Source organism: Paraburkholderia caffeinitolerans, assembly GCF_902859945.1.
GTDB classification, from domain to species: Bacteria; Pseudomonadota; Gammaproteobacteria; order Burkholderiales; family Burkholderiaceae; genus Paraburkholderia; species Paraburkholderia caffeinitolerans.
In genome coordinates, this window is record NZ_CADIKL010000014.1 from 40,121 (window position 1) to 65,498 (window position 25,378).

Consider the following 25,378-nt stretch of genomic DNA (forward strand, 5'->3'; position numbering starts at 1 on the left):
CACCTGCGGTCTATGTCAACGCCCGAGGGCGCGAGGGTTCTGGCGAACCATGATCTGTGACGGCGCCCCCCATCAGCGGTGGGGTGATGCGACCGTCGAGCTTCAAAACTATTGCCTTCCCAACCCACTTTTCCGAGCGCAGCCCATGCCCGCAGAACAGATCCAGCTTCGTGATTCGACGCTCGTCATCGACGACGGCGTCGCCGAATTCACACACCAGGTACCGAAGTCGCGCAACGCTTTGTCGCTCGGCTTGCGACAGGACTACGCCCAGATGCTGGACATGATCGAGCGGGACCGCGGCATCCGCGCACTGATACTGACGGGTTCGGGCGGTAGCTTTTGCGCGGGCGGTGATATCCGGTCGCTCAAGGAGGCCCGCGAAAATCCGGAAGCCGGCTCACCCGATGGGATCCGCCGCCGCTTGATGAACGGCCATATGTGGATGCAGCGGCTGCGCAATCTGGAGATCCCCGTGATCGCAGCCGTTGATGGCGCGGCCGCGGGCGCAGGCTTTTCGCTCGCGCTCGCAGCGGACTTCGTACTCGCTTCGTCACGGGCGTTCTTTTGTATGTCGTTTGTCAAGATTGGAGTCGTGCCGGATCTGGCTGCGGCCTACTTGCTGCCACGCGTGGTCGGGCTTTCCATGGCCAAGGAACTCGCGCTGACGGCTCGCCGCGTAGACGTGCAGGAGGCGAAGCAGCTCGGCATCGTGCATACGATTCACTCGCCCGAAGCGCTCGCGCAACAGGCACGTGAGTTTGCACGACGTTTTGTCACGGGGCCGCGTGAGGCAATGGGATTGACCAAACGTCTTTTGAATCAGAGTTTCGAGAGCCACTATGCGCTTCTCGCCGAGCTGGAGAGTTCGGCTCAGGCAGTCGCGACCAGCGCGCCGTTTCATGCCGCAGCCGTTGCGGCATTCCTCGACGGCCAACCTGCCCCATACGATTGGGAACGCTCGCGAACGTGATAAATGCGGACGGTTTCGCGTGGTTGTATCGCACCGCACGTGAGGGCTGGCCAGCCCGAACGCTGCCGGTGCCCGGCCAGCAGCGAGGGATCACACCGTTCAAGCCTGCCAACCAGCGGCGGCGCGCGGTGCAGCATCGAACTGCGTCGCCCCCTCCATATCACGCACGCGCTCGACGGCTTCGTCTCGCCCGCTTACGCCGAATTTGCTGTAGATATTCGTGAGGTGCCACGTCACCGTCTCCGGCGACAGCCCGAAACCGCCCAAGGTCGCGCTGGTCGCCTGTATGCGCAAGCCCCTGACCACGCCGGTGTGTAGCCCGCAAAGTAACGGCATGGCCGAGAGCTTCGTGAAAACGATGAAGCGCGACTACGTTGCCTTCATGCCGAAGCCGGATGCAGCGACCGCTGCACGCAACCTGGCCATTGCGTTCGAGCATTACAACGAGAAGCATCCCCATAGCGCGCTGAAATACCGCTCGCCTCGCGAGTTCCGGCGCTCGATGGACTCAGCAATCTTAGTGTGAAGCCGCGTCCGGGATTGCAGGGGCAACTCCAGCGCGTTGGGTTCAGTTTTATGTTTCGCTTCAAGTTCCCGTTTGCGCCGCGCGTCCGGTTTCTCGAGTGTACCGCTTCGACTCGGGTCGCACGTGCGCGCGCTCCGCAAGGCGGCGCGCGCGCACGTGCGGTGTCAGCGTGAAGCGAGCGGCGCCGGAGCCGCCGAACTCGCGGCGGGCGCGCCAGCAGGCTCCGAATCAGCCTTCGCATTGCCCCATCCGCCGCCCAGCGCACGGATCAGATTGACGGTGGCCACCGCCTGCGAGCCTTGCAAATGGCTCGCCTGCAACTGCGAAACCAGCACCGAGCGCTCGCTGTCGATCACGTTCAAATAGCTGACCTCGCCTTCCTCGTACTGCGTGCGCGAGAGATGCGCGGCGCGTTGCGAGGCGTTCACCGCGTCGTCCTGCGCGCCGATCTGGTCGCCGAGCAAGCGCAAGTCGGAGAGATTGTCCTCGACCTCGCGGAACGCCACGAGCACCTGTTGGCGATACTGCGCGACATCCTCGTCGTACTTCGCGCGCGACTGCGCGAGATTGGCCTTGCGCCGGCCGCCGTCGAACAACGGCAGCGTGAGCGCCGTGCCCGCGAGCGGCCCGAGCAGGAACGCGCGGCTCGACCACATGAAGAGATCGCCCAGCGTCGCCGATTCATAGCCAAATGCACCTGTGATATCGAGCTTCGGGAAGAACGCCGCCTTCGCGAGGCCCACGCGCGCGTTCGCGGCCGCCATCGCGCGCTCGGCAGCGGCGATGTCGGGGCGGCGTTCGAGCAGCGTCGAAGGCAGGCCGGCCGGCACCTGCACGACCACCGGCGCAAGCGGCGTCTCGGGGAACGTGAAATCCGCCGGCGCCTTGCCCAGCAGGATCGCGAGGCTGTGCTCCGAGGCCGCGCGCTGACGCGCCACGCCCACGGCGTCGGCGCGCGCGCTCGCCAGTTCGTTGCGCGCCTGCGAAACGTCGAGCTCGCTGATGTCGCCTTCCTTGAAGCGGCGCTGGACGAGCTTGAGCGCGTCCTCGCGCAGCGCGACCGTGCGCCGGTAAAGATCGGCGTCGGAATCGAACTGGCGCAGCTGGAAGTAGTTCTGCGCAACGTCGGCTTGAAGCGCGAGCTGCACCGAGCGGAACAGCGCCTCGCTCTGCTGCGCATCGGCCTGGGTCGCGTGCACGTTCGAGCTCACGCGGCCAAACAAATCGACTTCATAGCTTGCCGTAGCCTGTGCGCGCCACAGCGTTTGCGCGGGCACGTTGGCGTTCTGCGGCAGATACAGCGAGGTCGGCGAGGCGCGCTCGCGAGTCGGTCCGAAGCCCGCGTCGATGGACGGGAACCACGAGGCGCGCGCCGCCTGTGTCACCGCACGCGCTTGCTGCACGCGCGCGGCGGCGGCCTTGAGGTCCTGGTTCGCGGTTTGCGCCTGCTCCTCGAGTTGGTCGAGCGTGGGGTCGCCGAACGCCTTCCACCATTCGCCGCGATGCGCGTCGTCGGCGGGTTGCGCGGGCGTCCATGAACCGACATCGTGCTGCCCCAACGGCTGACCTTGCGTTTGCAGCGGCGCTTCCTTGTACGCGCTCGGTACGCCCGCGTCGGGCACCTTGTAGGTGGGCTCGACCGAGCACGCGGCCAGCCACGCGAATAGCGCCACGCCCGCGGCCAGCCGCGTCACGCGCCAGAATCTGCTCGTATCTTCCATGCCGCGATGTTGCGCGGGCGAGGCTGAATAGTTAGTCATCTTGATCATCCTTGCTTACGCGTCCACCGTGGACCGGGTCGTGCGTGCGTTGTCCTTTTGCGCGACGTGGATCTTGCCGCCCGCGATCGTGCGCAGCACGACATAGAACACCGGCGTCAGCAACAGGCCGAAAGCCGTCACGCCGAGCATGCCGAAGAACACCGCCACGCCCATCGCATGACGCATCTCCGAGCCCGCCCCCGACGACAGCACGAGCGGGACCACCCCCATGATGAACGCGATGGACGTCATCAGAATCGGGCGCAGGCGCAGCCGGCTTGCTTCGATGGCGGCCGATAGCGGCGTATGTCCGTCATGTTCGAGTTCGCGTGCGAACTCCACGATCAGAATCGCGTTCTTGGACGCCAGGCCCACCAGCACCATCAGGCCAATCTGCGTGAAGATGTTGTTGTCGCCCTGGGTGAGCCACACGCCGGTCAGCGCGCACAGCACGCTCATCGGCACGATCAGGATCACCGCGAGCGGCAATGTCAAGCTCTCGTAGAGCGCAGCCAGCACGAGAAACACCAGCAGCACGCTGATCGGGAACACCCAGATACCCGAGTTGCCCGCGAGAATCTGCTGGTACGTGAGGTCGGTCCATTCGAACTTCACGCCGCGCGGCAGCACCTCGGCCGCGATGCGCTCGGCCGCCGCCTGCGCCTGCCCCGACGAGTAGCCCGGCGCCGGCCCGCCGTTGATGTCGGCGGCCGTGTAGCCGTTGTAGCGCACCACCATCTCGGGACCGTAAGTGGGCGTCACCGTCACGAGCGACGAGAGCGGCACCATATCGCCGGCGGCATTGCGCGTCTTCAGTTGAAGAATGTCGTCGGCCTTCTGGCGGAACGGCGCATCGGCCTGCACGCGCACCTGATACACGCGTCCGAAGCGGTTGAAGTCGTTCACGTAGAGCGAGCCTAGATAGATCTGCATGGTCTCGAACACGTCCGTGACCGGCACGCCGAGCTGCTTGGCCTTGGTGCGGTCGAGATCGACATTCAACTGCGGCACGTTGATCTGATAGCTCGAGAACGTCGGACCCAGTTCGGGGGTCTTCGCCGCGCGCTTCACGAAGTCCTCGGTTGCGCGGTTGAGCGCCTCATAACCAAGCGCGCCGTGATCCTCCAGTTGCATCTTGAAGCCGCCGAGCGTGCCGAGGCCGAGCACCGGCGGTGGAGGGAACACGGCAATAAAAGAATCCTTGATATTCGCGTACTGTTGATTGAGCGCGCCCGCAATCGCCCCCGCCGCGAGCGCCTTGCCCTTGCGCTCCTTGAACGGCTTGAGCGTGACGAACACGATGCCGGCGCTCGAACTATTGGTGAAGCCATTCACCGAAAGACCCGGGAACGCCACCGCGCTTTCCACGCCCGGCTGCTTGAGCGCGATCGCGCTCATGTCGCGAATCACATTTTCCGTGCGGTCGAGCGAAGCGCCATTGGGCAATTGCGCGAATGCGATCAGATACTCCTTGTCCTGCGCGGGCACAAAGCCGCCCGGCACGACGCGCGCCATCAGCACCGTCGCGCCGATCAGCACGGCGTAGACCGCGAGCATCGCGCCCTTGTGGTGCAGCACGCCGTTCACGCCGCGCCCATAGTCTTCCGAGCCGCGATGAAACACCTTGTTGAAGCGCCGGAAAAAGCCGCCCAGCAGCGTATTCATCACACGCGTGAGCCAGTCTTCCTTTTCGCCGTGGCTGCGCAGCAAGAGTGCGGAGAGCGCCGGCGAAAGGGTGAGCGAGTTGAACGCGGAGATCACCGTCGAAATCGCGATGGTCATCGCGAACTGCTTGTAGAACTGGCCCGTGAGACCGCTCATGAACGCGAGCGGCACGAACACGGCCACCAGCGTGAGCGCGATCGCGATGATCGGCCCGCTCACTTCCTGCATGGCCTTGTAAGTGGCGTCGCGCGCGGAAAGCCCGCTGGCGATATTGCGCTCGACGTTCTCCACCACCACGATCGCATCGTCCACCACGATGCCGATCGCGAGCACCATCCCGAACAGCGACAAGGCATTGATCGAGAAACCGAATGCCAGCAGCAGCGAGAACGTCCCCACGATCGACACCGGCACGGCAATGAGCGGAATGATCGAAGCGCGCCAGGTTTGCAGGAACACGATCACCACGACCACCACCAGCGCGATGGCTTCGAGCAACGTATGCACGACCGCCTCGATACTGGAGCGCACGAACTGCGTGGGGTCGTAGACGATGCGGTAGTCCACGCCCGCGGGCATATCCGCCTTGAGCTCCTTCATCGCCTCGCGCACCTGGTCGGAAATCGCGAGCGAATTCGCGCCCGGCGCCTGGTTGATGGCGAGCGCAACGGCCGGCTTGTTGTCGAGCAGCGAGCGCAGCCCATACTCGGACGCGGCGAGCTCGATGCGCGCGATGTCACGCAGATACGTCACGCCACCATCGGGATTGGTCTTGACGATGATGTTGCCGAACTCGCTTTCCGTACGCAGACGCCCGCGCGCATTCACGTTCAGTTGCAGCGGCGTGCCCGGCACGCTCGGCGATGCGCCGATCACACCCGCCGCGACCTGCACGTTCTGCTCGCGAATCGCGTTCACCACGTCTTCCGCCGTGAGATTGCGCTGCGCCACCTTCTGCGGATCGAGCCAGATGCGCATGGCGTAATCGCCCGAGCCCCATAGCTGCACCTCGCCCACGCCGCGTATGTTGGAGAGGCGGTCCTTCACGTTGAGCAGCGCGTAGTTGCGCAGATACGTCATGTCGTACTGATTGTTCGGCGAGATCAGATGCACCACCATCGTGAGCGTAGGCGAGCTCTTGATGGTCGTGATGCCAAGACGCTGCACGTCCTCGGGCAGGCGCGGCAGCGCCTGGTTCACGCGGTTCTGCACGAGCTGCGTGGCCTTGTCGGGGTCGGTGCCCAGCCGGAACGTGACCGTAAGCGTGAGATTGCCGTCGCTGTTGGCCTGCGACTGCATGTACAGCATGTTCTCGACGCCGTTGATCTGCTCTTCGAGCGGCGCGGCCACGGCTTCGGCAATCACTTTCGGGTTCGCACCCGGATATTGCGCGTGGACGACCACCGAAGGCGGCACGACCTCGGGATACTCGGAGATCGGCAACTGGAACAGTGCGATCACCCCGGCCAGCAGGATCAGCACGGACAGCACGCCCGCGAAGATCGGCCGGTCGATGAAGAATTTCGATATGTTCATGGGTCGCTCTATATTTCGTATGACTAACTTGATGCGAGGATCGCGCTCGCGCAAAAGGCGAACGCCGCGCTTCAGGAAGCCTTAGCCGTCTTTGCAGCGGAATTGTCGGGCGAAGGCGCAGCCGCCGCCTTGGCCATGCCCGCCACGCCCGCGTCCGGGTCGCCGTTCATCGGCACGGCGTGCGAGCGCACGGCCTCGCCCGGCCGCACGCGCTGCGTGCCGTTCACGATCACGAGCTCGCCCGCCTGCAGGCCGCCCACGATCACGCGCAGATTGCCCTGCTGCCCGCCGGTGCGCACGGCGCGATACGCAACCTTGCCAGCGCCGTCCACGACATAGACGAACTTCTTGTCCTGGTCCGTGCCAATGGCCGCTTCGTCGACCAGCAGCGCCGCGTGAGGCGCGCTGCCGCCCACCTTGATGCGCGCATAGAGCCCCGGCACGAGCGCGCCGTCGGCGTTGTCAAAGCGCGCGCGCACGCGGATCGTGCCCGAGGACGTGTCGAGCCGGTTGTCCACCGACTCGATCGTGCCGCTGCGCGAATAGCCGGTCTCATTCGCGAGCCCCAGTTCGACCGGGACTTTCGAGCCATCCTTCATGCGGCTGAGGTAGTCGAGATAGGTCTGTTCGTCGGCGTCGAATTCGGCGTAGATCGGCGACACCGACACGAGCGTCGTGAGCGGCGGCGCGCTCGGGCCCGCCGACACCACGTTGCCCACCGTGATCTCGGCGCGCGAGACGCGCCCCGACACCGGCGCAACGATGCGCGTATAGCCGAGGTTGATTTGCGCGGCTTCGAGCGCCGCTTGCGCCGCCTTCAGATTCGCGCTCGCCTCGCGCGCGGCGTTCTGCTTTTCGTCGTAGTCGCGCTTCGCGATGGCGTTGTCGCCAATCAGGCGCTGCGCGCGCTGCCAGTCGCTCTGCGCGTAGCCGGTGCGCGCCTGCGCGGCGGCCAGTTGCGCGGCGGCCTGATCGACAGCGGCCTGATACGGGCGCGGGTCGATCACGAACAGCGTGTCGCCCTTGTTCACGAGCGCACCATCGCGGAAGTTCACCGAGACGATCGTGCCCGAAACTTGCGGGCGCACCTCGACTTTCTCGACGGCGGCCATGCGGCCCGAGTAGCTCTGCCAGTCGGTAACGTCGCGCTTGAGCACGGCGGCGACATCCACCTCGGGCGCGGGCGGCGCTTCGGCGGCCACGGCCGGGTGCGAATCGAGACGCATGGCGACGAGCGAACCGAGCCCCCCAACGACGAGAACAGCGGCCACCACGAGTGCAATGCGCGTACGTGAATGCGAGTTGAGTGACGAATTGAGTGACATCGCGAGCTCCAGCAAATGACTGATTGTTTTTCGATAATTACGTTCTGCTGCACGCTGCGGCGGCGCTAACAGGCCACGCCGGCCTCGAAGCAACAGCGAAAAAAGCGCACCGCTTCGGCAAGCGCATCGGGATGCGTGCCAATCTGTGCATGCGAAACGCTCGGGTAGCGCACCACATGCGTGCGCACACCCGCTTCGATCAGGCGCGTTGCGTACTTCTCCGCTTCGATATGCAGAACATCGTTTTGCGCCGTGACGATGAACGTGGGCGGCAAGCCGGCGAGCCGCGAAGATTCCAGCGGCGCCGCATACGGATGCATGCGCTGCGAGGCTTCGGGCAAATAGGCGCGATAGCAGGCCGCGCATTCGCTTGCGGAAATGTCCGACGCGAGCCGCGCTTCGTCGCCCAGGCGCGTGAGGCTCGGGTCGAGCATCGGCGCGAAAAGCGCCTGCGCGGCGAGCCGCACGTCGCCGCGGTCGCGCGCCATGAATGCGAGCACATTAGCGATCTGTCCGCCCGCGTCGTGCCCTGCAGCAACGATGCGCTTCGCGCTGCCGCCGAATGCGCGCGCCCGCGCATGCACCCACTGCGCGGCAAGGTACGCGTCTTCGGGCGCGGCCGGAAACGGAAACCGGGGCGCGAGCGAATAGTCCACCGAGACCACGAGCGCAGGTAAGCGCTCTGCGAAAAAGCGTGCGGTGGAGTCGGCGTCGTCAAGCGTGCCGCGCACGAAACCGCCGCCATGGAAATACAGCAATACCGGCAAATTGCTCGCACCGCGCGGACGGTACATGCGCAGCACGATGTCCTGCGCATGGCCGGCGATCGTGGCTTCGCTCACGTCGATGGGCTTGGGCCCGCGCGCCTTGCCCGATGCAACCGCAGCAGGCGGATCGGCCTTGAGCATGGCGGCCGGCGCTGCGACGAGCCGCACCGGCGCGGGTTCATCGACGCTCGCGGAGAGGTCAGCGGAAATCCAGGGCGTCGAACGTTTAAAGGCATCCATGGCGAAACAGCGCAATGCGCGAGATTAGATTCGAATGGTGCAAATTGTGGGTTCGGCAGATCCGCAAATAAATGCCTATAATCCGTCAACACAATTCGGCGCACCTGAACAATCTGTTTCCTTTTATTCGCGCGACCGGCCTGGCATAACCGGGTAGCGGGTCCGCGCGGTGTGCGTCGATGTCTTTCGGAGAGTGGTAATGGACCGCCTTCAGGCCATGCAGGTGTTCACCCGCGTCGTCGATACCAACAGCTTCACGCGCGCAGCCGAAACGCTCGACATGCCGCGCGCTTCGGTCACGACGATCATCCAGAATCTCGAAGCCTTTCTCGGCGTGCGCCTCATGCACCGCACCACGCGCCGCCTTTCGCTCACGCCCGACGGCGCCGCGTATTACGAGCGCTGCGTGCGCATTCTTTCCGATGTGGAAGAAACCGAGCAGACCTTCCAGGACCGCAACCGCAAGCCGCACGGCAAGCTGCGCATCGACATGCCGGGGTCGATCGGACGCCTCATCGTGATTCCCTCGCTATGCGAATTTCATGGGCGCTACCCCGACATCGACCTGCAACTGGGCCTGACCGACCGCCCGGTCGACCTGCTTCAGGAAGGCGTGGATTGCGTCGTGCGGGTGGGCGCGCTGCAGGATTCGTCGCTGGTCGCGCGCCGCATCGGCCTGTTCGAAGGCGTATCGTGCGCCTCGCCCTCGTACCTCGAGCGCAACGGCACGCCGCGAACGCTCGAAGAGCTCGCCGAGCATCGCGCCGTGAATTATTTTTCGCAGCGCACGGGGCGCACGATCGACTGGGCGTTTCTCGTCGACGGCAAGGAAGTGGAATTCAAGCTCAAGAGCATGGTTTCGGTGAACGACGCCGACGCCTATGTGACCTGCGGCGTCGAGGGCTTCGGCCTGATCCAGGGGCCGCGCTACATGGTGCTGCCGCACCTGAAGTCCGGCGCGCTGGTCGAAGTCCTGCCCGACTTCAAGCCGCTGCCCATGCCGATTTCGGCCGTGTATCCGCATAGCCGGCATTTGTCGCCGAAAGTGCGCGTGTTCGTCGACTGGATCGCCGAAGTGTTCGACCGTTGCCCGCTCCTCTCCGGCCGCGCCTCGCTCGACAAGACCTGCACGATGCGCACGCTGGAGGAACGCGAACAGGCCCCCGCACTCGAAACGCCGGTGATTTCGGAGTGGGCCGCATGATGGGCCACTCAATCAGGAAAGCGCTCCGCGCGTTTTCCTGATTGTTCCGCTTTCCCGACAATTCCTTTCGCTTTCGGAACATTTATCGCGCGGGCCCGTGCACCTACACTTGCACCTGTCGCCACTCCCGGCCGCGCCTCTGGCCCGTGCCGGCAAGTGTCCGCCGCCATTTCGATTCGATAAGGAAACCTGATCATGAATAACGCGACTCCCTCCGAGTTGGACGACTGGGACGAAACCACGCCTGTGTGGACGCCGTTTCGGCGCTGAACCGTGCCAATGCAATAAAAAAGCCTGGCGGTCTTTCGGCCGCCAGGCTTTTTTATCAAAACGAGCGCTTAACGCTTTACGAAATCCGGCTCGAAGAACACCCAGCGCACCACCGGAAATTTCGCCTGCAAATCGGCTTCGATCACGTTGATCGCCTCGACCATCGCACGGCTATGGTCGTAATCGATCATCTCGGCCTGCACCGCCACCACCACTTCTTTGCCCCATTGCAGCGTAATCAGACTGATGATGCCGCGAATCTCAGGCCGCGCGCGCAAGAACGCCTCGATATCGCGACGCATTTCCGGACTCGCCGATTCGCCCACGATCATCGACTTCACTTCGCGCGCGATGAACCACGAAATCAGCATGAGCAGGACGCCCACACCAATCGACCCGCACGCGTCCCACACTGGATTGCCGGTGATGACCGTGAGCAGCACTGCAGCGAACGCAATGGCGAGACCCGCGAGTGCGGCGATGTCCTCGCCGGCCACCACGAGCAGATCGGAGTCGCGCGTTTCGCGCGCCCAGCGCCACAGCGACTTCGTGGGCGAACCCTTGCGGATTTCGCGCAGCGCGCCGTAAAGCGAGAACGCTTCGAGCACCACGGAAATGCCCAGCACCGCGAGCGCCACATACGCGTACTGGAGCGGCTCGCGCGCGATCAGCCGGTGAACGCCTTCATAGACCGAGAACGCGCCGCCCACGAAGAACAGCAGCAGCGCCACGAGCAGCGAATAGAAGTTGATCGCGCGACCCGCACCCATCGGATGCAGCGGCGTCGGCGGCTCGCGCGACTGGCGCAGGCCGAACAGCAGCAGCAGTTGATTGCCGCAATCGGCGGTCGAGTGAATCGCTTCGGCGAACATCGAGCCCGAACCTGTAAACGCCGCCGCAGCGTACTTGCAGATCGCGATGCCGGTGTTCGCCGCGAGAGCGTAGAGAATAGCTTTCGGCGACTCTCCGCTCATGCGACTTCCACGCGCGCGGGTCCGTCCGTCAATTCGCCGATCACGCGCGCATCGGCAAAGCCATCCGCGTGGAAAAGCGCGAGCACGGCATCGACTTGCTCCGGCGCGCAAGCCACGAGCAGGCCGCCCGAAGTCTGCGGATCGGTGAGCAGCGTGCAGGCGCTTTCCGGCAACGAGGCCGCGAGCGTCACGCCCTCGCCATACGAGGCCCAGTTCCGGCCCGAAGCGCCCGTGAACACACCTTGCGCCACGAACGCCTCCACGCCCGGCAGCCAAGGCAGATCGGCATAACGCACGCGCGCCGTGAGGTTCGCGCCGCGCGCGATTTCGAGCGTGTGGCCCAGCAGGCCGAAGCCGGTCACGTCGGTCATCGCGTGCACGCCTTCGAGTTCCGCGAGCGCCGCGCCCGGCTTGTTGAGCATCGTGGCGGCGGCCACCATCGCCTGGTAGCCGGCGTCGTCGAGCAGGTCCTTCTTGAGCGCGGCGGAGAGCACGCCCACGCCCAGCGGCTTGCCGAGCACCAGCACATCGCCCGCGCGCGCCGAGGCGTTGCGCTTCACGCGCTCGGGATGCACGATGCCGAGCGCGGCGAGCCCATAAATCGGCTCGACCGAGTCGATCGAGTGGCCGCCCGCCACCGGAATGCCGGCCGCCGCGCACACGTCTTCGCCGCCGCGCAGCACCTGGGCGATCACCTCGTGCGGTAGCACGTTGATGGGCATGCCCACCAGCGCGAGCGCGAGAATCGGCTTGCCGCCCATCGCGTAGACGTCCGAAAGCGCGTTGGTGGCGGCGATGCGGCCGAAATCGTAGGGGTCGTCGACGATCGGCATGAAGAAGTCGGTGGTCGCGACGATGGCCTGCTCGTCGTTGAGCTTGTAGACGGCGGCGTCATCGGCCGTTTCGGTGCCGACCAGCAGGTTCGGAAACGCGGCGGTGAGCGGCGTGCTGCGCGCGAGCAGCGCGGAGAGCACGCCTGGTGCGATCTTGCAGCCGCAGCCGCCGCCGTGCGAAAGGCTCGTGAGGCGCGGCGCGGGGCGGTCGTTGTCGTTCGTGTGCGTCATATGCGGAGTGTTCCAGAGAAAGCCGGAAAAGCAGTCCGCATATTATGGGGCAAACCTCGCGGGCGCGATGGCGCGCTGCGGCCCAGCCTCGCAAACCGCATCCACGAGCCATTGCGGGTCGTCGTGCGGCAGATCGTGGCCGGCCCACGGATGCTCGCGATGCGCCGCGCTCCACGCTTGCGCGAGCCGCGCCGAGCACACGGGATTCACGAGACGATCCTCGCGCGAGGACAGCACCAGCGCAGCACAGGGCGGCACGCCACGCACCGCATAGCGCGCCGCCGCCAGTAACTGGCGCAGCGCGTTGGCGCGGCTCACGGGTGCGCTCGCGCGGATCGCGCACCAGGCGTCGAGATCGGCGGCCAGGGTGTCGCGGCGCGCGCAGGTGTGCGCGTGGATCGCCGCTTCGGCCACGTTATCGTTTGTGATACCGCGCCAGTGCCAGGCCGCGCGCAGCAGCGCGGGCCACGCAGCGGGCCGCAGCCGCTCGTAAAAGCGGCTATAGGGCCGCATGCTCGTGTTGACGAGCACGAGCTGCTCGATCTCATCGGGAAAACGCAGCGCCCACGCCGACGCCACCATGCCGCCCAGCGACATCGCCAGCACCCGAAGCGGCGGCTGCGCACCCTGCCGCTGCACTTCGGCGCGCACGGCGTCCACATAGGCATCGACATCGGAGGGCGAACGCAGATGCGCAAGCGTACCGTTGCCGGGCAAGTCGATCGGCAGCACCGCGCCGCCGCGCGCTTCGAGCAAAGGCGCGAACGCGCCCCAATGGCGCGACTCGCGCGTTAGGCCGCGCAGCAGAATCCAGCGCGCCGTCATGAGCCAGGCTTCCGGTACCAGTGCCCGATCGCGCTTTGCAGCACCTGCTGGCGCGCCACGCCCTGGGGCAGCCAGCGCGACGACGAAAACGCCGCGCGAGTGAGGAATTCGAACAGGTTCGCGTGACGCCGCAATACGCGCGCGGTGCGGTGCTGCATGACCGGATTGAACATGCCCTGGCGAGAAAAAAGCTGGCGCGGATTCTTCTTGATCCACAGCCACGAGCCCAATTCGAGCGTCAGCGGCAGAAAAATGCTGGCCGATGGCGCGCGGTCGTACGCGCAATCCCAGAGATCGCCGTGCAGCAGATACTGGTGGCTCTGCGGCTCGAACGTATAGCCGTGATGCGGATGCGCGCGCTCGAACATCGTCTTGAGCACGTACATCTCGGGCAAGTGGCGCATGAGTTGGCGTGTGCGCGCGTACGGAAACCAGATGCTGTCGCTCCAGCCATAGCCCGAGTGGCAATCGAGCGCGAACGCGAGCGGCCGATGCGCAAGCTCCTCATCGACGACCTTCAGCAGCGCCGCCGCCTCCGGCTCCATCCGCGCGCCGCGCTGGCCGCGATACCACGGCAGCCAGGAGCCCACGCGCTGGCCGCCCGCTAGAAACGGTACGTGCTCGTCGGCGTCTTGCGGCGCGTTGCGCATGAGGTCGACGCCATTCGGATTCGCGCGCGTGGCGAGCCACATTCCGCCAGGATTGACGATCGGCATGATCACGAGCCGCACCGACTCGAGCTGGCGCATCAGCAGTTCGTCCCACGCGAGACGTCCGATGAGCGCACGCATGTAATCGAGCACGAGTTGCGAGCCAATGCGCTCGAGCCCGTGAATGCCGCCGAAAAAGCCGATTGCGGGCGCATCCGGTTCGCGCGAACCCACTGCGGCCACGTACAGCGAGAACGAACGGCCGCGCACTTCGACCTCGCCCGCGCTGCGAATGTCGAACCAGTTCGCGCCCGCATCGAGAAGCGTTTTCAGGTCCTCGTACTCCGCAAAGCTGTCGGGAAGGAAGCTTAGTCCGGGCATCGTCGTCCAATGGCGTCGCCATGAAAAAAACCGGGGCCAGCACACACGTCTGCCCACAATATAGCCCGTTAAACGTGCGTTGCGCGTGACACATGAAAGGCGTCACACAGATGTCACGCCCGCTCGCGCTGTCACGTTATCGACATGTTTCGCGCCCGCGCGACGCACGCAGAAAGCGCACGGTCCCGCAAAACGTGTAGTCGTCTAGACGTCGCGATGCCTTCACTCAACCGTCATAGTCGCTTCCTAGAATGTCTGGGACTCAATCAACGACGCGTGGCCACACGACGAATCGGCATGGACGCAATCCGCATCGAACGCCTCTCGAAGACCTTCAGTGGCGCAGCAAGCCGAAAGGCGCTCGACGAAATCAACCTGCGCGTGGGCATGGGCGAGATGGTTGCGCTGATCGGCGCATCGGGTTCGGGCAAGTCGACGCTGCTGCGCCATATCGCGGGTTTCATCGCCGCCGATCCACAACCTTCGCAGATCGAAATACTTGGCCGGCCAATCCAGCACAACGGCCGCATCGTGCGCGAAGTGCGCCGCATTCGCCGCGATATCGGCTTCGTGTTTCAGCAGTTCAATCTTGTGAACCGGCTCACGGTGGAAACCAACGTGCTGATTGGCGCGCTCGCGCGCCTGCCGCTGTGGCGCCGTCTCACCGGATGCTTTCCGCGCAGCGAGCGCGAACTTTCGGCGGCAGCGCTTGCGCAAGTGGGCATCGGCGACAAGGCCGGCGAACGCGCCGCGAATCTCTCGGGCGGCCAGCAACAGCGCGCCGCGCTCGCCCGCGCGCTGGTGCAGCGCGCGCGCCTGATTCTCGCCGATGAACCCATCGCCTCGCTCGACCCCGAGTCGTCGCGCCGCGTGATGGACATGCTGCGCATGCTCAACCGCGATCATGGACTCACGGTGGTCGTGTCGCTGCATCAGGTCGATATCGCGATGCAGTACTGCCCGCGCACGGTCGCGCTGCGTGACGGCCGCGTGGTCTACGACGGCCCGTCCGCCGCGCTCACACCGGTCCTGCTGCAACAGCTTTACGGCAGCGCCGCGCGCGAACTAATCGAAGCCGAACCCGACACCGCTCATGCGGCCGCGCAGCGCTTCGGCGCGCAGCCCCGAGCAGCCTGATCACGCCAACGTTCCCCTCACACACTCGGACCCGCCTCTCATGAAACTGCTCCGTTCCATGCTCTCCTGGTTCGCCGCAAGCGCAGTTGCGGCCGCCTCGCTGGGCGCCCCGGCCGCTCACGCGGAAGACCTCAACTTCGGCATCATCTCGACCGATTCCTCCGCAGTGCTCAAGCAGCGCTGGCAGCCGTTCATCGACGACATGAACCGTCAGACCGGCCTGCACGTGAACGCGTTCTTCGCCACCGACTACTCGGGCATCATCGAAGCGATGCGCTTCAACAAGGTGCAGATCGGCTACTTCGGCAACGCCTCCGCCATGGAAGCCGTGGACCGCTCGAATGGCGAACTCTTCGCGAAGGTGCTCTACGCCAACGGCGACGCGGGCTACAAGTCGGTGCTCATCACCAACGTCAACAGCCGCGTGAAGACACTCGACGATGTATTCAAGAATACTAAGGATCTCACGCTCGGCTGGGGCGATCCGAATTCCACCTCGGGCACGCTGATTCCGGGCTACTACCTGTTCGCGCAGCACGGCGTTCAGGTGAACGCCTCGACGTTCAAGACGGTGCTGCCGTCGAGCCACGAAGCGAACCTGCTCGCGGTGGTCAACAACAAGGTCGACATCGCGACCAACAACACCATCGAGCTCGCCAATCTGCAACAAAAGCATCCGGACCAGTTCGCCCAGGTGCGCGTGCTGTGGACCTCGCCGCTGATCCCGTCCGATCCGCTCGTGTGGCGCAAGGACCTGCCTGAAGCGACGAAACAAAAGCTGCGCGACTTCTTCTATCACTACGCGAAAACCGATCCGAAGGAGAAGAAGGTCATGGCCGACATCACGGGCTACGCAGGTTTCGCGCCCGCCTCCGATGCCCAACTGTTGCCGATCCGCGCAGTCGCGCTGTCCCGCCAGAAAGAGAAGATCGCTGCCGACACGCATCTCTCCGACGCGGACCGCAAGAGCCAGATCGCGGCCATCGACGCGAAGATCGGCGCGCTCTCGAACGCCGCGAAGCCGTAATGGGCACGATGGACTTCGACGCATCGCGGCTCGCGCAACCGGCGTCCAATCCGCCGGTTGCAACGCAGGCCGCCGTGACGGCCCCTTCGGCCGCAGCGGCGGGCAAGCGCAGCGGGTCCTCGCTCGTGCTCTGGGCGATGGTGTTCGTGCTGCTCGGCGCAGCCTGGCGCGGCGCCGACATGCGCCCGCTCGAGCTCTTCGCCGACTCGCAAAACATGGGCACCTTCGCACGCGGCTTCTTCCCACCCGACTTCGCCGAATGGCGCACCTATGTGCACGAGATGTGGGTGACCGTGGCGGTGGCGTTGTGGGGCACGGCGCTCGCGATCGTCTGCGCGGTGCCGTTCGGGCTGATGTCCTCGCACAATCTCGCACCGCGCTGGGTCCTGCATCCGGTGCGCCGCCTGATGGACGCGTGCCGCGCAATCAACGAGATGGTGTTCGCGATGCTATTCATCGTCGCGGTGGGTCTCGGGCCGTTCGCGGGCGTGCTGGCGCTCTGGGTTCATACCACGGGCGTGCTCGCCAAGCTCTTCGCGGAAGCCGTCGAGGCCATCGACCCGCGCCCCGCCGAGGGCGTGCGCGCGACCGGCGCCACGCCGCTCGACGAGATCATCTACGGCGTGCTGCCCCAGGTCATGCCGCTGTGGATTTCGTACGCGCTCTACCGGTTCGAATCGAACGTGCGCTCGGCGATGGTGGTGGGCATGGTGGGCGCGGGCGGCATCGGCGTCGTGCTCTATGAGGAAATCCGCTCGTTCGACTATGCGCAGACGAGCGCAGTGCTGATCATGGTGATCGCCGTGGTCACGGTAATCGACCTCGTCTCGGCGAAGCTGCGCTTGCGCGTGATCTGACGCCGCCTCGCAAAACGTAACGCGCGAAGCGCGTGCTGCACGGCGTCCGCCGTGCAGCACGCGCTTTTTCTTTTGCGCGGCCGCGCCTGCCGTTCTGGCGCTGCGGCACATTCGCTGGAATAATCGGCTGCTTGCGGTCGCAACCGCTCCCTCCTTCCATTCTTCGCGCTCGTTCGATGGCAAGCTTCGTGGTCCTGCTGGTTCTGATTTCGGCGCTCATGCACGCGAGCTGGAACGCTTTCCTCCACCTCTCGGGCGACCGCGTCTGGCTGCTCGGCATGTTCTCCGTGCCTTATGTGTTGGTGAGCGCCGTCGGCGTGTGCGTGCTGCCGCTGCCGGATCCCGCGAGCTGGCCGTATATCGTGGCATCGGCGCTCCTCGAATTCGCCTACTGCTTCGCGCTGATCCGCGCCTACCGCAGCGGCGACTTCGGGCAGATCTACCCGATCGCTCGCGGCCTCTCGCCGTTGCTCGTGTTCGTGGGCGCACTGGTGTTCGCGCACGAGGAACTGCACGCGCTCGCCGCCACGGGCGTGCTGCTCGTCTCGCTCGGCATCATGTCGCTCGCGTTCCGGCGCGGCATGCGTTTTTCGGGCGAAAGCGTGCCCTGGGCGCTGACGACGGGCTTCTTCATCGCAACCTATTCGATCGTCGACGGCCTCGGCGCGCGCCTCGCCGGCAACCCGCTCAGCTACATCATGTGGGTCTATCTGCTCTGGAACGTGCCGCAGTTCATCGTGGTGTGCAAGCTGCGTGGCGGCGCGGCGCAAATGTTCGTCTCGAAGGGCAACGCGGTGCGCGGCATGCTCGCGGGCGTGCTGGCGCTCACCGCGTATTGCCTCGTGATCGAGGCGTTCAACTATCTGCCGATCGCGATGGTGTCCGCGCTGCGCGAGATGTCGTCGATCTTCGCGGTGCTGATCGGGTGGCTGTTCATGCGCGAGAAACTCACTGCGCGCCGCCTGGTGGCTTGCGTGCTGGTGACGTGTGGGGCGGTGTTGATCCGGATGTGAGGGATGCAAGCGAGGCATCGAACCGATGCCTCCGGCAACTCACCCGAACACCGGCAAACTCGTATCAATCGCCTCCGCAAGCGTATCGAACGCCGGCGCGATCTCCTCATCGGGCACGCACGCATAGCCGACCAACAACCCCGACGCCGCACGCTCGCGCGCCGAGTAATAACCCGAAAGCGGCCGCACGACGATATTGCGCGCGAGCGCGGCCTCGGCCACGGAGCGGTCGTCGCTGCCCTCGGGCAACTGCATGACCACGTGCAGGCCCGCGTCGCCGCCCATCGCGGGCAACGCGTCGCCGTAACGGCGCGCAACCGCGTCGAGCAGCACCTGGCGGCGCTGGCCATATAGCGCGCGCATCTTGCGGATGTGCGAAGTGAAATGCCCTTCGGCGATGAACTCCGCCAGCACCGCCTGCTGCAAGAGCTGGCCCTCGCGATAAAGCTCGGCGCTCGCGGTCGCGAAGCTTTCGGCGAGCGGCTCCGGCGCGACGAGATAGCCCACGCGCAGCCCCGGAAACAGCGTCTTGCCGAAACTGCCCACGTAGATCACCTGCCCCGCCGTGTCGAGCCCCTGCAGCGACGCGAGCGGCCGGCTACCGTAGCGGAATTCGCTGTCGTAGTCGTCCTCGATGATCCAGCACTGGTGTTGGCGCGCGTACTCCAGCAGCATGCGGCGGCGCGCGAGACTCATCACCATGCCGAGCGGGTACTGGTGCGAGGGCGTGACGAGAATGAGCTTCGGCGGGGCGGCGGCGAAATCGTCGGGCGACGGATTGATGCCCTCGCTGTCCACCGCGATCGGGCGCGGCTTGAGGCCCGAGACCTGCATCACGCTGCGCACGCCCCAGTAGCACGGGTCTTCGGTCCAGATCGTGTCGCCGGGGTCGGAAAGCAGACGCACGGCCAGGTCCACCGACTGGTGAATGCCCGTCGTGATGATGATCTGCTCGGGCGAGCAGCGCACCGAACGCGAAGTGCGCAGATAGTCGGCCAGCACGTGACGCAACAGCGCGAGGCCGCCGCCCGGCGCGTAGGTAAGCAGATCGGGACGCAGGCTGCGCCAGTACTTGTTGTGCAGACGCGTCCAGATGCGGGCCGGGAAGCGCGAAACATCAGGCACGCCCGGCATGAACGCGCCGCCCTGGCGCTTCGAGACGCCCGCGCCCGCGATCAGGCGCGCGCCGCGCGTGGAGAGCGCGCGGGCCGCCGTGCGCTGCGCCTGGGTGGTGAGCGGCGCGGGTCCGGTCAAGATATCGGCGCGATGATCCGGCGCGGTGGCCTTCTGAGCAGCAGGCGCGGATGGCGCGCCCGGCACACCCGGCGCCCCACTCAGGCTCGCCGATGCCCGCCCCGCAAGGCTGTTAGTTGCGATAGCCCCCGAATCCCCCACCCTGCGCGCCGGCCCAAAATAAGGCGCGGATCCTAATCCAGCGACATTTTTGCTCGCTTGCAGGGAGCCAATTTCCGCCGCTCCGACGATCTCGTCGGGCGAAGTATCGGCGACGAAGGTGCCTCGCCCCGTCGCCGAGGTCACATAGCCTTCGAGCACGAGCTGCTCGTACACCTGCGTGACGGTATTGCGCGCGATGCCCAGTTCGGCCGCCAGCAGCCGCGACGACGGCACCCGCGCGCCCGCCGGCAGCTCGCGCGAGAGGATCGCCTGCTGCAGCAGCCGGTGCAGTTGCCGGTAGACCGGCTGACCGCTGCCGCGCTCGAGCCGCTGGGCCAGCCAGTCGGACAGGACACTCGCTCGCATGAAATTGGCTCCCAAGAATTTATCTGAATGGCTCTGAATTTTAGAGCCAAACCTGAGTATAGTCGCGGCATGGACTCAAAAGTGGTCCACCCATCAAACCAGCAACCGACACCGTTTTCGAAGGAGACGACCGTGAGCAAGAACGCCGAACTGCAGAACCGCAAGAACGCCATTACCCCGCGCGGCGTGGGCGTGATGTGCGACTTCTACGCCGAGCGCGCCGAGAACGCGGAACTGTGGGACGTCGAAGGCCGCCGCTTCATCGACTTCGCGGCCGGCATCGCCGTGTGCAACACGGGCCACCGCCATCCGAAGATCGTCGCCGCCATCAAGGCGCAGCTCGACCACTTCACCCACACCGCTTACCAGATCGTCCCCTACGAGTCGTACGTCTCGCTGGCCGAGAAAGTCGCCCAGCGCGCGCCGGGCAGCTTCGCCAAGAAGGCCGCGTTCTTCACGACCGGCGCCGAAGCCGTCGAAAACGCCGTCAAGATCGCCCGCGCCCACACCGGCCGTCCGGGCGTGATCGCCTTCGCGGGCGGCTTCCATGGCCGCACGCTGATGGGCATGGCGCTCACCGGCAAGGTCGCCCCGTACAAGCTCGCGTTCGGCCCGTTCCCGGCCGACGTCTACCACGCTCCGTATCCCAACTCGGTGCACGGCATCACCACGGCTGATTCGCTCAAGCACATCGAGATGCTGTTCAAGGCCGATATCGATCCGAAGCGCGTCGCCGCGATCATCTTCGAACCGGTCCAGGGCGAAGGCGGCTTCTACCAGGCGCCCGCCGACTTCGTGCGCGGCCTGCGCAAGATTTGCGACACGCACGGCATCCTGCTGATCGCCGACGAAGTGCAAACGGGCTTTGCGCGCACCGGCAAGCTGTTCGCGATGGAGCACTACGACGTCACGCCGGACCTCATGACGATCGCCAAGAGCCTCGCCGGCGGCATGCCGCTGTCGGGCGTGGTGGGCCGTGCGGAAGTCATGGACGCGGCAGCGCCTGGCGGCCTCGGCGGCACGTACGCCGGTAACCCGCTGGCAGTGGCTTCGGCACACGCCGTCATCGAGATCATCGAAGAAGAGCAGCTCTGCGAGCGCGCCACCAAGCTCGGCGACAAGCTCAAGGCCAAGCTCAACGCGATGAAGGCCGAAGTGCCGCAAATCGCCGACGTGCGCGGCCCGGGCGCGATGAACGCGGTCGAGTTCTTCAAGCCGGGCACGACCGAAGCCGACGCCGACTTCACGAAGCGCGTGCAAACCGCCGCACTGAACCGCGGCCTGCTGCTGCTCATCTGCGGCGTGTACTCGAACGTCGTGCGCTTCCTGTTCCCGCTGACGATCCAGGACAACGTGTTCGACGAAGCGCTCGCGATCCTCGAAGAGTCGATCAAGGAAGCCGTGGGCGTGCCGGCGTAAGCCTGCGCCGCAAGACCCCGGAAAGTCCATCGGCCCGCCGCGCGCGGGCCATCCACGAAACGGCACACCGGCGTTTGCCGCTGTGCCGTTTGTCGTTCTTACTGCATTGAATCGAATCAACGTTATCGGGAGCTCAGGCATGAACCTGAAAGACGCATCGCTGCTGCAAAACAAGGCCTATATCAACGGCGAATGGCAAGGCGCTGAAGACGGCGCCACGCTCGACGTGACCAACCCCGCTACCGGCGCGCTGATCGGCACGGTGCCGCGCATGGGCGCCGCCGAAACGCGCCGCGCTATTTCGGCCGCGAACGCCGCATGGCCCGCGTGGCGCGCCAAGACCGCGAAGGAGCGCAGCGTCATCCTGCGCAAGTGGCACGACCTGATGATGGCCAACGCCGACGACCTCGCGCTCATCCTCACCACCGAACAAGGCAAGCCGCTCGCCGAAGCGAAGGGCGAAATCGGCTACGCCGCGTCGTTCCTCGAATGGTTCGCCGAAGAAGGCAAGCGCATTTACGGCGACACGATCCCGACCGTCGCCAGCGACAAGCGCATCGTCGTGACCAAGGAACCCGTTGGCGTGTGCGCCGCGATCACGCCGTGGAACTTCCCCGCCGCGATGATCACGCGCAAGGTCGGCCCCGCGCTCGCAGCCGGCTGCCCGATCGTGCTCAAGCCCGCCGAAGCCACGCCGCTCTCAGCGCTCGCGCTGGCCGTGCTGGCCGAGCGCGCAGGCGTGCCCGCCGGCATCTTCAGCGTCGTCACCGGCGACCCGAAGGCCATCGGCGGCGAACTCACGAGCAACCCCACCGTGCGCAAGCTCTCGTTCACGGGCTCGACGCCGGTTGGCCGCCTGCTGATGGGCCAATGCGCGGCGACGGTCAAGAAGGTCTCGCTCGAACTGGGCGGCAACGCGCCGTTCATCGTCTTTGAAGACGCCGATATTGACGCGGCAGTGGCCGGTGCCATCATCTCGAAGTATCGCAACAGCGGCCAGACCTGCGTGTGCACGAACCGCTTCTACGTGCACGACGCCGTCTACGACACGTTCGCGGCAAAGCTGCGCGATGCAGTGGAAAAGCTCAAGGTCGGTCTCGGCACCGAAGCCGGCGTGACGCAAGGTCCGCTCATCAACGAAGCGGCCGTGCTGAAGGTGGAATCGCACATCGAGGACGCGCTCGCGAAGGGCGCACAAGTGCTCACGGGCGGCAAGCGCCACGCGCTCGGCCATGGCTTCTTCGAGCCCACCGTGATCACCAACGTCACGCCCGCGATGAAGGTCGCACGCGACGAAACGTTCGGCCCGCTCGCGCCGCTGTTCCGCTTCTCGTCGGACGAGGAAGTGATCAAGATGGCCAACGACACCGAGTTCGGCCTCGCTGCCTACTTCTACAGCCGCGACATCGGCCGCGTGTGGCGTGTGGCGGAAGCGCTCGAATACGGCATGGTGGGCATCAACACCGGCCTGATCTCGAACGAAGTCGCGCCGTTCGGCGGCGTGAAGCAGTCGGGCCTCGGCCGCGAAGGCTCGCACTATGGCGTGGATGACTACGTCGTCGTCAAGTACATGTGCATGGCAGGCATGTAAGCCCTCGCCAGAAACTCAGCAGGACGAAAAACGGGCGCCGTAAAGGCGCCCGCCAATAACAGAAACGCCGGCATATCGTGGTCGATCCGCGATATGCCGGCGTTTCTGTTTATTCCTGCTTGTTTCTGCTGGTGCAACCGGGCCGCGCGGCCCGGCACTGCTTGTTTTGCAGCTTAGTTCGCCGTTGCGCCAACCGGCGTAATTTGCGTCGCGTAAGCGGAGATGAATACGGCGTGAATGGTGTCGCCAACCTTCAGCTTCTTCAGATCGACGTCGGGCGTAGCTTCGAGCGTGACCGTCTGATACGCGCCGCGCAGCGTCACTTCGCGCTTCTTCGCGTTGATGTGCTGCACGGTGGCCTGAACTTCGACCTGGCGCGCCGCGTCGTAGCCCGACGAGGCCGGGAGGTAGACGTTCGTGTCGACACGCTTGCGAATGCCCTTGTCCTTGCCCGTCACTTTATCGGCCGTCACGAGCAGCGCGTTCTTGTAGAGCACGTCGACGGTGTCACCCACGTTGAGCTGGTCGAAGTTGGCGACTTGCTGGCTCAGCGCGATCTGAACGTCATTGCCGCGCGGACCGCGCAGCGTGACCACGCGCGACGCACGGTCGATGCCGACGATCTTGGCCTGCACGTGGACCGGCGGGATGTTCGCGACGATATCTTGCGTCGCGCTCGCGAGCGCCGATTGAGCCTGGGGCGCTGACGCCGGCTGCTCCGTTTGCGCCGATGCCGCTTGCGCGAACGCCATGCCAAGTACCACTGCCGCCAACGCTGTTGCCTTCATCATCCGTATTCTCCTCAAAAATCGGGGGTTATTTTCGCTGCAACGGCTTGCGCCGAAGTGTGAGGATTCTACGCGTGCCGATCAAAAACCGACTAGTAGATGGCCAAGGGCCGCGTCAGATTAAGCGAAACGTATAACAAAAAACAACGCTTCTTTGATCAGCCTCGAATGCGAAACAATACCGATAATTTTTCTCAATTTTGAAACGTTGCATTGGCGCGCGGAATACAAAAAGCCGCGAATCCGAAGATTCGCGGCTTGGGTAACGCGTTGGCGATACGGCGGCTCAGGCTTGCTTCAACCGCCTGATCAGCCTGAACGGTATCAAATGCGCTCGATGGCGATGGCGATGCCCTGGCCCACGCCGATGCACATCGTGCACAGCGCATAGCGCCCTTGCGTGCGATGCAATTGGTACATCGCTGTGGTCACGAGACGCGCGCCGCTCATGCCCAGCGGATGCCCCAGCGCGATTGCGCCGCCATTCGGGTTGACGCGTGGATCGTTATCGGCCACGCCGAGCATGCGCAGCACGGCCAGGCCTTGCGAGGCGAATGCTTCGTTGAGCTCGATGACGTCGAACTGGTCGATGGTCATGTTCAGGTTCGCGAGCAGCTTCTGCGTGGCGGGCGCCGGGCCGATGCCCATCACGCGCGGCGCAACGCCCGCGGTCGCGATGCCGAGCACGCGCGCACGCGGCGTGAGGCCGAAGCGCTTCGCGTTGGCCTCGTTCGCGAGCAGCAGCGCGCATGCGCCGTCGTTCACGCCCGATGCATTGCCCGCCGTAACCGAGCCATCCGGGCTCACGACGCCCTTGAGCTTCGCCAGCGTCTCGAGGCTCGTCTCACGCGGATGCTCGTCGCGCGACACTACGAGCGGATCGCCCTTCTTCTGCGCGATCGTCACTGCAACGATTTCCTGCGCGAGCGTGCCATCTGCCTGTGCGCGCGCGGCCTTCTGTTGACTGCGCAGCGCGAACGCGTCCTGATCGGCGCGGCTCACGCCGTAATCGACGGCGACGTTCTCGGCGGTCTCCGGCATCGAGTCCACCCCGTACAGCTGCTTCATCAGCTTGTTCACGAAGCGCCAGCCGATGGTCGTGTCGTAGATCGCGGCGTCGCGAGCGAACGCGCTTGCCGCCTTGCCCATCACGAACGGCGCACGGCTCATGCTCTCCACGCCGCCCGCGATCATCAGGCCCGCCTCGCCCGACTTGAGCGCACGCGCGGCAATGCCCACGGCATCCATGCCCGAACCGCAGAGACGATTCACCGTCGAACCCGGCACGGCCTGCGGCAGGCCCGCCAGCAGCGACGACATGCGCGCGACGTTACGATTGTCTTCGCCCGCCTGGTTCGCGCAGCCGTAGATCACGTCGTCGATCGCCGCCCAGTCCACCTCCTTGTTGCGCTCCATGAGCGCCTTGAGCGGCACGGCGCCGAGGTCGTCGGCGCGAACCTGCGCAAGGGCGCCCGCGTAGCGGCCGATCGGCGTGCGTATCGCGTCACAGATAAATGCTTCCGTCATGAGAGTCTCCAGTTTCAGATGCAATTTGTTCGTTAAGCGAACCAATGACCGATAAACGAACAATCGGCGTTCATAATAGGCGTCGCGTCGCGCGGGTG

Annotated in this window: 20 protein-coding genes and 1 pseudogene; 9 read left to right on the forward strand and 12 right to left on the reverse strand. The window is 65.2% G+C overall.

Going from position 1 to position 25,378, the window contains the following annotated elements; all coding sequences use genetic code 11:
• Positions 1-49 precede the first annotated feature (49 nt).
• Entirely contained in the window at positions 50-973 is a 924-nt protein-coding gene (locus tag HV773_RS16000) for an enoyl-CoA hydratase/isomerase family protein (protein WP_246282284.1), read from the forward strand.
• A gap of 99 nt (positions 974-1,072) precedes the next feature.
• Here the strand turns inward: HV773_RS16000 and HV773_RS16005 are convergent, their stop codons facing one another.
• Positions 1,073-1,309: a helix-turn-helix transcriptional regulator gene (locus HV773_RS16005; RefSeq protein ID WP_175195385.1), complete on the reverse strand. Its 237-nt coding sequence runs from the start codon at positions 1,307-1,309 to the stop codon at positions 1,073-1,075.
• On the opposite strand from HV773_RS16005, the pseudogene HV773_RS16010 reads away from it, so the two are divergent.
• Positions 1,266-1,499, forward strand: a pseudogene (locus HV773_RS16010) (integrase core domain-containing protein); the annotation flags it as partial. The gene HV773_RS16005 and the pseudogene HV773_RS16010 sit on opposite strands and share 44 nt — an antisense overlap.
• Before the next feature lie 164 nt (positions 1,500-1,663).
• Here the strand turns inward: HV773_RS16010 and HV773_RS16015 are convergent.
• The 4 genes from HV773_RS16015 to HV773_RS16030 form a co-directional block, all read right to left on the reverse strand.
• Positions 1,664-3,220, reverse strand: a complete 1,557-nt coding sequence (locus HV773_RS16015) for an efflux transporter outer membrane subunit (protein ID WP_175195578.1) — start codon at positions 3,218-3,220, stop codon at positions 1,664-1,666.
• Between the two features lie 54 nt (positions 3,221-3,274).
• A complete protein-coding gene (locus tag HV773_RS16020; protein WP_175195388.1) occupies positions 3,275-6,460 on the reverse strand; it encodes an efflux RND transporter permease subunit in 3,186 nt (1,061 codons plus the stop codon).
• Between the two features lie 71 nt (positions 6,461-6,531).
• Positions 6,532-7,785, reverse strand: coding sequence for an efflux RND transporter periplasmic adaptor subunit (locus HV773_RS16025; RefSeq protein ID WP_175195389.1), 1,254 nt, complete (start codon positions 7,783-7,785; stop codon positions 6,532-6,534).
• Between the two features lie 65 nt (positions 7,786-7,850).
• The gene (locus HV773_RS16030) at positions 7,851-8,693 is read right to left on the reverse strand and encodes an alpha/beta hydrolase (RefSeq protein WP_175195580.1); all 843 of its coding nucleotides are present in this window, start codon (positions 8,691-8,693) and stop codon (positions 7,851-7,853) included.
• 298 nt (positions 8,694-8,991) lie between these two features.
• On the opposite strand from HV773_RS16030, the gene HV773_RS16035 reads away from it, so the two are divergent.
• Positions 8,992-9,996: a LysR family transcriptional regulator gene (locus HV773_RS16035; protein ID WP_175195390.1), complete on the forward strand. Its 1,005-nt coding sequence runs from the start codon at positions 8,992-8,994 to the stop codon at positions 9,994-9,996.
• A gap of 338 nt (positions 9,997-10,334) precedes the next feature.
• Here HV773_RS16035 and HV773_RS16040 read toward each other — a convergent pair whose 3' ends face one another.
• The 4 genes from HV773_RS16040 to HV773_RS16055 are packed head-to-tail and all read right to left on the reverse strand — an operon-like array spanning position 10,335 to position 14,160.
• Positions 10,335-11,240, reverse strand: a complete 906-nt coding sequence (locus tag HV773_RS16040) for a cation diffusion facilitator family transporter (protein ID WP_175195391.1) — start codon at positions 11,238-11,240, stop codon at positions 10,335-10,337.
• Positions 11,237-12,304: a selenide, water dikinase SelD gene (gene selD, locus HV773_RS16045; RefSeq protein ID WP_175195392.1), complete on the reverse strand. Its 1,068-nt coding sequence runs from the start codon at positions 12,302-12,304 to the stop codon at positions 11,237-11,239. The genes HV773_RS16040 and selD overlap by 4 nt, the downstream gene beginning before the upstream one ends.
• A gap of 42 nt (positions 12,305-12,346) precedes the next feature.
• Positions 12,347-13,129 carry an alpha/beta fold hydrolase gene (locus HV773_RS16050; protein WP_175195393.1) on the reverse strand — a complete coding sequence of 261 codons (783 nt, stop codon included), beginning with the start codon at positions 13,127-13,129 and terminating at the stop codon, positions 12,347-12,349.
• Positions 13,126-14,160 (reverse strand): M14 family zinc carboxypeptidase, encoded by a 1,035-nt coding sequence (locus tag HV773_RS16055; RefSeq protein ID WP_175195394.1) that lies wholly within the window; start codon positions 14,158-14,160, stop codon positions 13,126-13,128. The genes HV773_RS16050 and HV773_RS16055 overlap by 4 nt, the downstream gene beginning before the upstream one ends.
• Before the next feature lie 297 nt (positions 14,161-14,457).
• On the opposite strand from HV773_RS16055, the gene phnC reads away from it, so the two are divergent.
• The 4 genes from phnC (at position 14,458) to HV773_RS16075 (ending at position 18,194) form a co-directional block, all read left to right on the forward strand.
• Positions 14,458-15,297, forward strand: a complete 840-nt coding sequence (gene phnC, locus HV773_RS16060; RefSeq protein WP_175195395.1) for a phosphonate ABC transporter ATP-binding protein — start codon at positions 14,458-14,460, stop codon at positions 15,295-15,297.
• A 40-nt stretch (positions 15,298-15,337) separates the two neighbouring features.
• Positions 15,338-16,324, forward strand: a complete 987-nt coding sequence (gene phnD, locus HV773_RS16065) for a phosphonate ABC transporter substrate-binding protein (protein ID WP_175195396.1) — start codon at positions 15,338-15,340, stop codon at positions 16,322-16,324.
• Positions 16,324-17,181: a phosphonate ABC transporter, permease protein PhnE gene (gene phnE, locus HV773_RS16070; RefSeq protein ID WP_281365277.1), complete on the forward strand. Its 858-nt coding sequence runs from the start codon at positions 16,324-16,326 to the stop codon at positions 17,179-17,181. The genes phnD and phnE overlap by 1 nt, the downstream gene beginning before the upstream one ends.
• A 176-nt stretch (positions 17,182-17,357) precedes the next feature.
• Positions 17,358-18,194 (forward strand): EamA family transporter, encoded by an 837-nt coding sequence (locus HV773_RS16075; RefSeq protein ID WP_175195398.1) that lies wholly within the window; start codon positions 17,358-17,360, stop codon positions 18,192-18,194.
• Positions 18,195-18,233: 39 nt separating this feature from the next.
• Here the strand turns inward: HV773_RS16075 and pdxR are convergent, their stop codons facing one another.
• Complete coding sequence (gene pdxR, locus HV773_RS16080) at positions 18,234-19,955, reverse strand: MocR-like pyridoxine biosynthesis transcription factor PdxR (protein ID WP_175195400.1); 1,722 nt, start codon at positions 19,953-19,955, stop codon at positions 18,234-18,236.
• A 132-nt stretch (positions 19,956-20,087) separates the two neighbouring features.
• On the opposite strand from pdxR, the gene gabT reads away from it, so the two are divergent.
• Both gabT and gabD read left to right on the forward strand, forming a co-directional pair.
• Complete coding sequence (gene gabT, locus HV773_RS16085) at positions 20,088-21,374, forward strand: 4-aminobutyrate--2-oxoglutarate transaminase (protein ID WP_281365278.1); 1,287 nt, start codon at positions 20,088-20,090, stop codon at positions 21,372-21,374.
• Between the two features lie 139 nt (positions 21,375-21,513).
• A complete protein-coding gene (gene gabD / locus HV773_RS16090; RefSeq protein WP_175195403.1) occupies positions 21,514-22,965 on the forward strand; it encodes an NADP-dependent succinate-semialdehyde dehydrogenase in 1,452 nt (483 codons plus the stop codon).
• 173 nt (positions 22,966-23,138) lie between these two features.
• On the opposite strand, the gene HV773_RS16095 is transcribed toward gabD, so the two are convergent.
• Entirely contained in the window at positions 23,139-23,753 is a 615-nt protein-coding gene (locus tag HV773_RS16095) for a hypothetical protein (RefSeq protein ID WP_175195584.1), read from the reverse strand.
• 324 nt (positions 23,754-24,077) lie between these two features.
• Positions 24,078-25,280: a 3-oxoadipyl-CoA thiolase gene (gene pcaF, locus HV773_RS16100; RefSeq protein ID WP_175195405.1), complete on the reverse strand. Its 1,203-nt coding sequence runs from the start codon at positions 25,278-25,280 to the stop codon at positions 24,078-24,080.
• Positions 25,281-25,378: the final 98 nt, after the last annotated feature.